Genomic DNA, 11,362 nt, shown 5'->3' on the forward strand with positions numbered 1-11,362 from the left:
GCCCAAAAAGGGCTCCGTTCTTGTTTGTTTACCTATTCAGCAAGTTTAATCAATTCTCGCTCCAACTGGCCATTTGCCATGCAGGTTGTTTGCTGCGTGTTTCCAGGGTTTGGGAAGCTGCCTTGGCCACCAGAATTGAAATAGATTGTGTCACTAAATGGCGCAGACTGTCCTTGTAGGTTTGAAATCGTTCCAGATTTAGTCAGTACGTATCTAGTGTTCACCGTCGCGAGGGTTTTTGTATCCTCTAATTCTTCCAAGACGATATTCACGCGTCCCTCAAGTGCCATATTTCTGTTCACGACATAAATCGTATCTGTAAGTATTTCATATGAGGCATGAGGTGAGGATGCTGCAAAGCGGTAATTGCGTTCTCCCGCAGCGTTTTTCACGTAGGAATGAATGTAACCGCAATCAACATATTTTTGCGGGTTTCCTGTGTAACTCACATTTACCAGCCCGGAATCTTTGTCCAAATTATTGATAACAAAATATTCTTTACTGAGGCGTGGAATGAAATCTGCCCACACATCTTTTTTACTGCGTTCTACTATGACTGAATTGGTCGTTTTAGTCGTGTGTGTAGGAGGTGTATATTCTAATTTACCTGAGCACGCAGATAAGAGAATAGTTACGGCAGAAACTATTAGAGCCGACTGGAATCTCAATGGTCTAACTCCTAAAATGCAAAATTCTAATATAATATAGTTACCAATTTGCACTTCGTCGGTCTACATTAAAGGTTGTGGTTTCACTTAGATAGCAACCTTTTGGTAAAGAGTTATAGCTTGCGATACATCACCAGCGCGTCTGTTTCGCCCAGTGTTGGGTGCATGAAGGCACCGGGGAGGCGGCCGACAACCTCAAAGCCGAGTTTTGGCCACAGGTGAATGGCGGCGGCGTTGCTGGTGATGACGAAATTGAACTGCATCGCGCGATAGCCAAGGCCCTTGGCCCGAACAAGCGAGTCTTCACACATCTTGCGGGCAAGGCCTTTCCCGCTGGCGTTTGGGGCAACCATATAGCCGCAATTACAGACATGTGCGCCACCACCGGCCTGATTGGTCCGGATGTAATAGGTGCCAAGAATTTGACCGTCTTGCTCTGCGACCAGTGTGGTCTTGTCGGCGCCCAGCCAGTAATCGGCGATCTGGTCGCGTGTCAGGTTGGGATCAATCGCATAGGTATCACCCGCGCGCAGGATTGGTTCAACAATGGCAAGGATGGCATCCTTGTCACGTGGGGCGGCTTCTCGGATGTGCATGGGATGGCAAACTTCTAAACTGTGAGACACGATAGCGTGCCTCTATTTATCACCGCCGGACAGTATGAGTTCAAGAAATTCCGTTTCGACCTCAAACGGAAGGTTCGCCCGCCCGGCAAGCGCCTGTGCGAGTTCATTGCGATAGCGTTCACGTGGTATTTCGAGAACGCCAAACTGTTTCAAGTGATCATTGACGAACTGGGTATCAAGCAGGCTGTAGCCGCCTTGGCGCATTAACGCGACGAGATGGACCAAGGCGATTTTTGATGCGTTGGTTTGGCGCGAAAACATGCTTTCGCCAAAGAAGGCCTTGCCAAGGCTGACCCCGTAAAGTCCGCCGACAAGCTCTCCGTCTTTCCAGGCTTCGATGGAATGTGCACAGCCCATTTTGTGAAGCGCACAATAGGCATCCAGAATATTGTCATTGATCCATGTGTCGTCACGGTCGTCAGTTGGTTCCGCACAGGCGCGAATGACATCCGGGAAAGCCCGGTCGACATGGATTTTGAAATCCCCCTTGCGCACGGCCTTTCGCAAGGAGCGCGGCACATGAAATCCATCAAGGGGCAATATACCGCGCCATTCCGGATCAATCCAATAAAGGGTTGGATCGTCATGGCTTTCGGCCATCGGGAAAAGTCCGACAGAATATGCCCGGATCAATAGATCAGGTGTCAGTTGGTTTGACATGATGGCAGTGATAATGGTTTCCGTCCTGTCTATCTGACGACACTGTACATATGTGGTGGTCGTTTGCCCTGACAAGACTGTTCAAGGCGTTTGATCACGATGTTTTTCCATCATAGGCGCGTTTGATTAAATATTTGATGCCAATCGTTGGCAAGACAAATGAAAGTTGCATGATCTGTCTGGCGGATGACGGCAGATCATAAAAAAAACGGGAACCTGAAAGGTCCCCGTTTTTTGTTGGCAATCAATTGATTGCTTATTTCATGCCCATGAACTTTTCCAGCCAGTGGATGTCGTAATCCCCTTTTTGGATATCCGGGTTGGCAAGAAGCTTTTGATGCAGTGGAATGGTGGTCTTAATCCCGCCAATCGCATATTCCGCCAGCGCACGGCGCAGGCGCATCATGCATTCTTCGCGGTCACGACCATGCACAATCAGTTTTGCAATCATGCTGTCATAATAGGGCGGGATCGAATAGCCGGTGTAAATTCCGCTATCGACACGCACGCCCAGACCACCTGGCGCATGGTATTCCTTGATCTTGCCCGGTGATGGAACGAAAGTTTCCGGGTCCTCGGCATTGATGCGGCATTCAATCGCATGGCCGTGAATTTCAAGGTCTTCCTGCTTGAACGACAGTTCAAGACCCGCTGCGACACGGATCTGTTCACGTACAAGGTCAACGCCGGAAATCATTTCTGTGACCGGGTGTTCGACCTGAAGGCGGGTGTTCATTTCAATGAAATAGAACTCGCCATTTTCATACAGGAACTCAATCGTGCCAGCATTGCGATAGCCCATGCCGATCATGGCATTGGCGACCGTGGTGCCGATACGCTGGCGTTCTTCGGGCGTTAAGGTCGGTGAAGGTGCTTCTTCCAGAACCTTCTGATGGCGACGCTGCAACGAACAGTCACGTTCGAACAGATGCACGGCATTACCATGTGTGTCGCCAATCACCTGCAGTTCGATGTGGCGCGGCTTGCCGAGATACTTTTCGATGTAAACGGCCGCATTGCCAAAGTTCTGCAATGCTTCCTTACGGGTCATGGAAAAGGCGTCAACAAGGTCTTCGTCGCGCTCCACGACTTTCATGCCGCGGCCACCACCACCACCAGATGCCTTGATCAGCACCGGATAGCCGATTTCATTGGCACATTTACGCGCCTCTTCGACCGTCGTGATTTCGCCGTCGGACCCCGGAACAACCGGAATACCAAGCTTTTCCACAGTCTGTTTTGCGGTGATCTTGTCACCCATCGTGCGGATGTGTTCTGGCGTCGGACCGATAAAGGTAAAGCCGTGTTCTTCGACCATGGATGCAAAGTCTGCACTTTCCGACAGGAAACCATATCCCGGATGGATGGCGTTTGCCCCGGTGATTTCGGCGGCCGACAGGATGGCAGGAACGTTAAGATAGCTGTCTTTGGATGCAGGCGGTCCGATACAGACCGATTCGTCGGCCAAACGGACATGCATTGCGTCCGCATCGGCGGTCGAATGCACCGCGACAGTTTTGATGCCCATTTCGCGGCAGGCGCGCTGAATACGCAGCGCGATTTCACCACGGTTGGCAATCAGGATTTTGTCGAACATGCAGTTCTTACCCCGGCTTATTCAATAATGATCAGCGGTTCGTCATATTCGACCGGATGGCCGTCGGTGGCCAGAATCTGGGACACCTTGCCGGATTTCGGCGCACGGATCGGGTTGAACGTTTTCATCGCTTCGATCAGCATAAGAGTCTGACCTTCGGTAACGGACGAACCGACCGAAATGAAAGGTGCGGCACCCGGTTCCGGTGCAAAGTAGACCACGCCGACCATCGGTGATTTGACGGCACCCGGATGGGCGCCTGCATCGGCCGGTGCAGCGGCGGCTGCAGGTACGCTTGCAGCAATCGGGGCTGCTGCCGGTGCGGCGGCAACCATGGTGCCCTGACGGGCAACGCGAATGCGGTTGTCACCAGCGGCAACTTCAATTTCGGTCAGCTTGGTGTCGTCAAGCAGCTCGGCGAGCTGGCGAATGGCGTCATTGTCGATGTTGAACTTGCTCATTTCGATATCTTTTATGATGGTGAGTGGATCAATCCGCGCATGGCATCCAGGGCGTGGATATAACGTGTATATAGCTCTGGGAGCCAAACCCGTAGATCATGCCGTTTGCAGCTTTCGAGACGTAAGAATGATGTCTGAAGGCATCCCGCTTTTAAAAATTGGACAGATGGACCTCAAAGATCGCAACCGATATGTGCGTATATGCCCCAGCATCGATAAGAATACCAGAATCTTCTTGTTGGGCGTGCTCATTCCAGTCAACCGAACCGCCTTTAGGGGGGCCTGAACGACCGAAAACACAAATACCACGGGATGTGCTGTCATTGTGACAGTCTCCCCGATCTATTGTGTGTTCTTGCGCCCAAGGAATCCTTACGGATGTACCCTGACAGGTTCAAATTCGGCTCATTTAGAATGTAGACGGGTTTCGTCATTCGTTCCCACATGCCCAACATTTAGTGCAGCTTTTATAACACGACCAAGGTCTGACGCAACTTTGCATTGGGCCTTTGCGACTTGGCTCCATAACCGATTGTGATCCGCATGCGGTGATCAAGAACGCTTTACGCGCCCTCAGGTATAAAAACCGCGGAACACAGCTTGCCTCAGACCCGACTGCTGCGCATACTGCGCGGCAATCGTGAATATTTTGATACTAAAGGGATTGAACGAAAAAGATGCGCCTGACCATCAACGGTGAAGACCGCAATATCGAAAGTGCCGGTAATGTTGCAGAACTGCTTGGCGAACTTGGCATTGCCTCGACCAAGGTTGCTGTCGAACGCAATCTTGAAATCGTGCCAAAGACAGCTTACGGCGAAACTCCACTGTGTGACGGGGACAAATTTGAGATCGTCCATTTCATTGGCGGTGGTTCGCAGGATGCTGATCTGGCAGCCGCTGATGACGCCGGGTTTGTTGTCGCGGGTAAAAAATTCTCGTCGCGTTTGCTGGTTGGCACCGGGAAATACAAGGATTTCGATGAAACCCGTATCGCGATTGAGCAATCGGGTGCCGAAATTGTCACGGTCGCTGTGCGCCGCGTCAATCTGACCGACCCGAACCAGCCGATGCTGGTCGACTACGTTGATCCCAAGAAATACACCTACCTGCCCAATACCGCAGGCTGCTTTACCGCCGATGACGCCGTGCGGACCTTGCGTCTCGCGCGCGAAGCAGGTGGGTGGAATCTGGTGAAGCTTGAGGTTCTGGGCGATCAGGCAACGCTTTATCCGAACATGCCCGAAACACTCAAGGCGGCCGAAGCGCTGATCAAGGATGGCTTCGATGTCATGGTATATTGCAGCGACGATCCTATTCAGGCCAAGATGCTCGAAGACATGGGATGCTGTGCGATCATGCCGCTTGGCTCTTTGATCGGGTCGGGTATGGGCATTCTTAATCCGGTGAACATCGCCCTGATCAAGCAAAACGCCAGTGTTCCGGTTCTGGTTGATGCCGGGGTCGGGACGGCGTCGGATGCGGCCTTTGCGATGGAGCTTGGCTGTGACGGGGTTTTGATGAATACCGCCATTGCCGGTGCCAAGGACCCAATTCGTATGGCGCGTGCGATGAAGCATGCGATCATTGCCGGACGTGAATCGTTCCTGGCTGGACGGATGCCAAAGAAACAATATGCCGATCCGTCATCGCCATTGGCCGGGATCATCTGATTACGCTTGCTCAACGGTAATCCGTGCAAACAAAAGGCCGTTTCATGAACGAAACGGCCTTTTGTTGTTTATTGGGTATACGAAACGGCTTGACTGCAAATGTAGTCAGTCAGCGTCTGATCCGCGATCAAGATGCCTTTTCAAGACCCGCCTGTACCAGCGCGTCGACCCGTTCCATATCCGCACCCGAGACCATGGTGCCATTGATGATAAAGGCCGGGGTGCCACTGATCCCGACAGTCTGTGCCATGGCGGAATATTGCGCCAGCATGCCATTGATTTCCGGCGATTGCATATCTGCGCGCATCTGATCAACATCAACACCGGCAGCAGCCGCCAGATCATTGATGCGGTCTTCGTCAAGCAAACCACGATTGGTCATGAAGGCCTGATGGACTTCCATGTATTTGCCTTGCTTGGCCGCAGCCAAGGCGGCTCGTGCTGCCGTTGCACTTTCTTCGCGCAGGATGGGAAGTTCGACGAAAATGGTCCGGACCTTACCATCGGAATTTTCGACAATCTCCATCACGCCATCAAGCGCACGTTTGCAATAGCCGCAATGGTAATCAAAAAACTCAATCACGGTGACGGGCGCATCGGCGGGGCCAATGGATGGAACCGAGGGATCCGCGACCAGTGCATCCCAGACCGGGATGATGGCTTCGGATTGCTGACGGGACTGTTCAGCAGCCTGCCAACTCTGAACATTCTGGATCGCACGCAAAAGAACATCCGGATTCTTAATCAGATAGTCCTCGATCATCGCGTCGATTTCGGTTTTCTGCGCCGGGCTGAATTGGTCATCTGCCTGTGCAGCCGGAACAGCAAACAGCATGACTGCGGCAATACCAGCACCACCAAGAAGGCGTTTAACGATCTGAGAATTCATAGGACGTCCTTATTGTCATTGGGCAGTATTTTACCCGACGGAAAATGTCATTGCTCTGTGATACGGGATCGAGTGGCTAACGGGAAAGTAAAATCTGCGTTAGGTATGTTACGCTGGTCACAGCAGCCAACTTATCCTTGCCTGACGCGATACCGATCCAGACTAGGCGAACCTCGTCACCCGGTGCATCTGGCCAATACCGGCGATAGACGCCCGCAAGGTCGAAATATTCGCGTTGCCATTGGCCATAGGTCACCTGACTGTTCCCAACCGGGATACGGACGGTGTGCTCGGTTGGTGGTTTGCCCGTGCCAAGGTCATTCTCGCGCCAGTCGCCTTGATCTTGTAGGCGAAATCCCAGAACAAGCTCAACATCACCGACCTGTGCGGTGCTGTTTTGTTGCCAGTCAAACGACAAATAAGGGGATGCGAGCACAAGAATATTGGTACGGCGACCCAATTCAAACGGGCCTGCCGCCGGGCGTGCAGCCAGTGCAATTTTGCCGTCCTTGTCCTGCCATTCAAGTGCCGCCGAGGATGGCGCCCCTGACGCAGAAGCATTAGTCTGATGATTGTACTGCCAGTATTTTGGCGGGTTCGAGAGCGAAAAAGGCGCATAAAGCAATTTTAAATCGCCGCCGACATCGACCCCGGACCCGGGCAATGTGCACGCAGATAAATGCAAACCCGCAGCCACAAGAAGGCCAAACAGGCGAAAACGACGATGACCTGTAATCAGTGCTGATATCCATGCATCAAATTGTGGGTGGTTGCCAAGGCAACCGGTCATTTCGGTGCGTCTTTCTCTGCGTTCTTTTTGTCTTGCCCGTCTGGATCCGTGGCCTGAAGAATATCCTGGGACCGCAACCAAGTAGCAGTCCCTTTTTCCAATTTCCGTTCTGCCTGAACCGCGTGATAGCTCGCGGCCTGCCGGTCGCCGGAAAGAAGGCTGTATTCAGCCTGAGAAAGCGATGCTTCGCCTTCATTGCCAAGGCGGCTTTCGACAATGGCACGGAACCGCCACGCAGATGAGTTGCCGCGTTCACGTGACAGAACCCCGATCAGATTGGCTTTTGCCGGTTCGAGCATTGCCGGGTCACCGGTTTCAATCATCGCATGGGCCAAAAGCAGACGAATAAGCGGCGCACCACCAGAAAGATCTACTGATTTTTGCAACGGCGGCACGGCATCTGCGGCACGCCCGAATTCAAGCAGGACCTGACCTTCAAGTTCTTCAAAATAGGGATTTTCAGGTTCATCAGCGATCAGGCCCTTGATGATTTCAAGGGCGGGATCAAGCTGCGAATCGCGATAATAGGCAATGGCGCGCGCATAGCGTGCTGCGATGCTGGTATCGGTTTCGGGATAGGTACGTAATGTATTTTGGATGTGATTGGTAAAGGCGTAAAGCTTGGCGCGCATGCGGGCATGGCGTTCATACAGCTCCGGGCTGACTTTTTTGTCCTTAAGGTCGGAGTTGGCCACAAAGTTTGCCAAAAAATCAACACGTTCTGTGGTCAAAGGGTGGCTGCGCAGATACGGATCCTGACTGGCGGTGCTGAGAAGTTCCTGACCTTCGAGCTTTTTCATGAAGTCCAGCATTCCGCGCGATGAAATGCCAACATCTGTCAGGAATTTAACCCCTGCCTGATCTGCGCTGCTTTCCTGCGTCCGCGAATAGGCCAGAAAGTTACGCTGAGCAACATTTTGGCCGCCAAGAATTGCCGCGGTACCAACATCGGAACGCCCGGCTGCAACACCGGCTGCGACACCAGCCAAGGTCGAAAGAATGGAGATTGCAGACGCATTACGCAGCTGATCATGAATGCGCGAAAGGTGCCCACCGGCAATGTGCCCGGTTTCGTGGGCCATGACGCCCATAACCTGTTCTGGAGTATCTGCTTTTAACAACAGCCCAGTATTGATAAAAAGCTTTTGGCCGCCTGCAACAAATGCGTTCAGGCTGTTGTCGGAAACGATGTAAACAGACACACCATTCGCATCGAGCCCCGCCGCCTGAAAAATCGGCGTGGCATACATACGTAAGGTTTCCTCGATCTCGGTATCGCGGATAAAAGAACGACCCTGTGCGAAAACCATGCTAGGCAGGGCAACAAGGAAAATGGCAGTGAGAGTTACAATGCGTCTGAGCAAAATGTGCGTTCCATATTTTCGTTCATCTGATGTCGGGGCGCGTCCGACGCGCAAGCCATCATGGCGGATCGCGGTCGCAATCGCAATGACTGCTGGTATGGCAGCTTGCAGTTCTAATGAACCTGAAAATATTGGTCAAATCGGGGCAGTAAGCGGTTATCTTGGGGGCGTGGTTGCCGATGAACCGCGCGCTGTACGTAATGCACGCGATGTTCTTTCTGCCGGGGGCACGGCTGCGGATGCGGCTGTCGCCCTTTATGCGACCATGACGGTCACCAAACCATCGGTTGCCGGGATCGGTGGCGGCGGTGTGTGTGTGGTCCATGATCGCGTATCGAAAAAAGTCGAAGTTCTTGATTTCTGGCCGCGCCCGGGCACCCGGACGTCATCTGATCAGATTGCAACGACCATTCCAGCTGTGCCGCGCGGGCTTTATGCCCTAAGTGCGCGTTATGGTCGTCTTGAATGGCGCTCTTTGCTTAGTACCGCGGAACAATATGCCCGTCTTGGCGTGCCGGTGTCGCGTTCGCTGGTCAATGATATTGAAGCCAACCAGGATCAGGTTTACGCAAGCCCGATGCTGCGTAACAGCCTTATGCCCAATGGCAAGGTATTGCAGGTCGGCGATCGCATTCGATCGGTTAACCTTGCAGCCCTTCTGACATCCTTGCGGGTTCAGGGGCCGGGCGAGTTTTATAACAGTGCCCTTGGTGCGCGTGTTGCCGATGCTGTTCAGGAAGCCGGTGGGACGCTGACGGCGGATGATCTGCGCAATTATCGCCCTGAATGGAAAACCGCGACCGAGGTCAAGGTTGGCAATGAAACCCTTTATCTTGCCTATCCGCCGCGCTCCGATAGTGGTCCGTCGGTGATCAGTCAGGGCGAAGAACTTGGGGACATCTTAAATCGTTACCTTGCTGATATTACCGCAGGTGACAATAGCGCACAGGCGTCGTCAGGGCGCAGTGGTTTTGTTGTTGTGGACCGCGCGGCCAATGCGGTTGCCTGTGTCACGACGATGAACAAACCGTTTGGTGCCGGACTGGGGGCTGAGGCCTTCGGCCTTGGCCTTGCCGCCGGAGATGTTGCCCATGCTGCGACCCCCTTGATCGGACCAGCCTTGATGGTGAACCCTTATGTTTGGGAATATTATTACGGTATTGCAGGTACTGGCACACCGGCAGGTGCAACCAAACAGATTGCCACCATGGCCGAAGATTTGATTGGTTCAGGGGCTGCGTCAGGGATTGCGATGAGTACAGACGGGAAAGCATCGGTCAATGTCATTCGCTGCCTTGAAGGAACGCCACCTCATCCGGAAAGTTGCCGCTTCATTGCCGATCCGACAGGCGGCGGTATGGCCGGAACCCGATAGGCCGACACATAAAGGTTTGAGATCACAGGGCAGGGCATCGTTCTTGCCCTGTTGCTTTTCACGATAATGCAGGACCCACACATGGCATTGAAACAGTCGCTTCGCGGTGCAATTTCACCCTTTATCGTTATGGACGTGATGCGCGCGGCCAATGCGCGCGAAAATGACGGCAAGGCTGTCTTTCATCTTGAAGTCGGTCAGCCGGGAACGCCTGCACCGCGCAAAGTGCGTGAGGCTGCGGCCAAGGCGCTTGAGACTGATCTGATTGGCTATACCAATGCCATGGGCATTGACCCCCTGCGCGACGCCATTGCGGGACATTACAAATCCAAGTTTGATGTATCGATTGATCCGGCACGGGTCTGTGTTGCCAGTGGCTCGTCATCGATCTTTGTGTTGGCGTTCCTGGCGGCATTTGACGCCGGGGATCGGGTGGCGATGGCCGCACCGGGGTATCCGGCCTATCACAACATTCTAAGTGCGCTTGGGATTGAGACGGTCAATCTTCCTGCCGGGCCAGAAACCCATTATCAGCCGACTGTTTCAATGTTACGCGATCTTGAGGTCCCGATTGACGGTTTGATCGTTGCCAGCCCGTCAAACCCCGCGGGCAGTATGATTGATGTTGAAACGTATCGGGAACTGGCAACCTATTGCCGGGAAAATGGCATTCGGCTGATCAGTGACGAGATCTATCAGGGGATTTCCTTTGGTGATGTTAAGGATTGCACAGCACTTGAGTTTGGCGATGATGCGATCATCATCAACAGTTTCTCGAAATATTTCTCGATGACGGGATGGCGTCTTGGCTGGGCTGTTGTTCCGCCTGATTTGATGCGTGCGGTGGAATGCTTGCAGCAGAACCTGTTTATTTCGGCCCCGGCACTATCGCAAATTGCCGCTGTTGCGGCCTTTGATTGCGAAGACGAACTTCAGGCCAACATAGCGGCCTATGCGCGCAACCGTGAAATCCTGCTTGATGGTCTGCCGAAGGCCGGGTTCACCAAATTCGCCCCGGCGGACGGAGCATTTTATCTCTATGCCGATGTGCGCGAACTGACTAACGACAGCGAAGCGTTCTGCAAACGGATGCTTGATGAAACCGGCGTCGCAACCACGCCCGGAACCGATTTTGATCGGATGCGCGGCAAGGGCTATGTGCGGTTTTCCTTCGCGCATAGCGAAGCAACCATGATCGGGGCGGTTAAGGCATTGCAGAGCTGGAAACGTTAAACCGATCTCGATTTACGGACCTGAAA

Annotated in this window: 11 protein-coding genes and 1 pseudogene; 3 read left to right on the top strand and 9 right to left on the bottom strand. The window is 53.1% G+C overall.

What is annotated here, in order from left to right; genetic code table 11:
- Positions 1–32 precede the first annotated feature (32 nt).
- The 6 genes and pseudogenes from K355_RS0117590 to K355_RS26315 all read right to left on the bottom strand — a co-directional run.
- On the bottom strand, positions 33–668 hold the full coding sequence (locus K355_RS0117590; protein WP_022733475.1) for a hypothetical protein: 636 nt from the start codon (positions 666–668) through the stop codon (positions 33–35).
- A gap of 113 nt (positions 669–781) precedes the next feature.
- Positions 782–1,264 carry a GNAT family N-acetyltransferase gene (locus K355_RS0117595; protein ID WP_022733476.1) on the bottom strand — a complete coding sequence of 161 codons (483 nt, stop codon included), beginning with the start codon at positions 1,262–1,264 and terminating at the stop codon, positions 782–784.
- Positions 1,265–1,306: 42 nt separating this feature from the next.
- Entirely contained in the window at positions 1,307–1,954 is a 648-nt protein-coding gene (aat, locus tag K355_RS0117600) for a leucyl/phenylalanyl-tRNA--protein transferase (RefSeq protein ID WP_022733477.1), read from the bottom strand.
- Between the two features lie 256 nt (positions 1,955–2,210).
- Positions 2,211–3,551 carry an acetyl-CoA carboxylase biotin carboxylase subunit gene (gene accC, locus K355_RS0117610; protein ID WP_022733479.1) on the bottom strand — a complete coding sequence of 447 codons (1,341 nt, stop codon included), beginning with the start codon at positions 3,549–3,551 and terminating at the stop codon, positions 2,211–2,213.
- A 17-nt stretch (positions 3,552–3,568) separates the two neighbouring features.
- A complete protein-coding gene (gene accB, locus K355_RS0117615; protein ID WP_022733480.1) occupies positions 3,569–4,012 on the bottom strand; it encodes an acetyl-CoA carboxylase biotin carboxyl carrier protein in 444 nt (147 codons plus the stop codon).
- A 28-nt stretch (positions 4,013–4,040) separates the two neighbouring features.
- Positions 4,041–4,121 (bottom strand): annotated as a pseudogene (locus tag K355_RS26315) (hypothetical protein); the annotation flags it as partial.
- Positions 4,122–4,689: 568 nt separating this feature from the next.
- Between K355_RS26315 and thiS the strand changes: the two are divergent.
- On the top strand, positions 4,690–5,685 hold the full coding sequence (thiS, locus tag K355_RS24320; protein ID WP_022733481.1) for a sulfur carrier protein ThiS: 996 nt from the start codon (positions 4,690–4,692) through the stop codon (positions 5,683–5,685).
- 127 nt (positions 5,686–5,812) lie between these two features.
- On the opposite strand, the gene K355_RS0117625 is transcribed toward thiS, so the two are convergent.
- The 3 genes from K355_RS0117625 to K355_RS0117635 form a co-directional block, all read right to left on the bottom strand.
- A complete protein-coding gene (locus tag K355_RS0117625; protein WP_022733482.1) occupies positions 5,813–6,574 on the bottom strand; it encodes a DsbA family protein in 762 nt (253 codons plus the stop codon).
- Positions 6,575–6,650: 76 nt separating this feature from the next.
- Positions 6,651–7,364 (bottom strand): hypothetical protein, encoded by a 714-nt coding sequence (locus K355_RS0117630; protein ID WP_022733483.1) that lies wholly within the window; start codon positions 7,362–7,364, stop codon positions 6,651–6,653.
- Positions 7,361–8,728 (bottom strand): M48 family metalloprotease, encoded by a 1,368-nt coding sequence (locus K355_RS0117635; protein WP_022733484.1) that lies wholly within the window; start codon positions 8,726–8,728, stop codon positions 7,361–7,363. Before K355_RS0117635 ends, K355_RS0117630 begins: the two co-directional genes overlap by 4 nt.
- Between K355_RS0117635 and K355_RS0117640 the strand changes: the two genes are divergently transcribed.
- Both K355_RS0117640 and K355_RS0117645 read left to right on the top strand, forming a co-directional pair.
- Entirely contained in the window at positions 8,715–10,103 is a 1,389-nt protein-coding gene (locus K355_RS0117640; RefSeq protein ID WP_022733485.1) for a gamma-glutamyltransferase, read from the top strand. The two genes, K355_RS0117635 and K355_RS0117640, sit on opposite strands and share 14 nt — an antisense overlap.
- A gap of 81 nt (positions 10,104–10,184) precedes the next feature.
- Complete coding sequence (locus tag K355_RS0117645) at positions 10,185–11,336, top strand: pyridoxal phosphate-dependent aminotransferase (RefSeq protein ID WP_022733486.1); 1,152 nt, start codon at positions 10,185–10,187, stop codon at positions 11,334–11,336.
- The last annotated feature ends 26 nt before the right edge of the window (positions 11,337–11,362 follow it).

This window comes from Thalassospira lucentensis MCCC 1A00383 = DSM 14000, from assembly GCF_000421265.1.
GTDB classification, from domain to species: Bacteria; Pseudomonadota; Alphaproteobacteria; order Rhodospirillales; family Thalassospiraceae; genus Thalassospira; species Thalassospira lucentensis.

Excerpts from the sequence above, each read along its gene's own strand:
- K355_RS0117630 (WP_022733483.1), bottom strand. The coding sequence starts at position 7,364 with ATGACCGGTTGCCTTGGCAACCACCCACAATTTGATGCATGGATATCA.
- K355_RS0117625 (WP_022733482.1), bottom strand. The coding sequence starts at position 6,574 with ATGAATTCTCAGATCGTTAAACGCCTTCTTGGTGGTGCTGGTATTGCC.
- K355_RS0117645 (WP_022733486.1), top strand. The coding sequence starts at position 10,185 with ATGGCATTGAAACAGTCGCTTCGCGGTGCAATTTCACCCTTTATCGTT.
- accC (WP_022733479.1), bottom strand. The coding sequence starts at position 3,551 with ATGTTCGACAAAATCCTGATTGCCAACCGTGGTGAAATCGCGCTGCGT.
- aat (WP_022733477.1), bottom strand. The coding sequence starts at position 1,954 with ATGTCAAACCAACTGACACCTGATCTATTGATCCGGGCATATTCTGTC.
- accB (WP_022733480.1), bottom strand. The coding sequence starts at position 4,012 with ATGAGCAAGTTCAACATCGACAATGACGCCATTCGCCAGCTCGCCGAG.
- K355_RS0117595 (WP_022733476.1), bottom strand. The coding sequence starts at position 1,264 with ATGCACATCCGAGAAGCCGCCCCACGTGACAAGGATGCCATCCTTGCC.
- K355_RS0117640 (WP_022733485.1), top strand. The coding sequence starts at position 8,715 with ATGCGTCTGAGCAAAATGTGCGTTCCATATTTTCGTTCATCTGATGTC.
- thiS (WP_022733481.1), top strand. The coding sequence starts at position 4,690 with ATGCGCCTGACCATCAACGGTGAAGACCGCAATATCGAAAGTGCCGGT.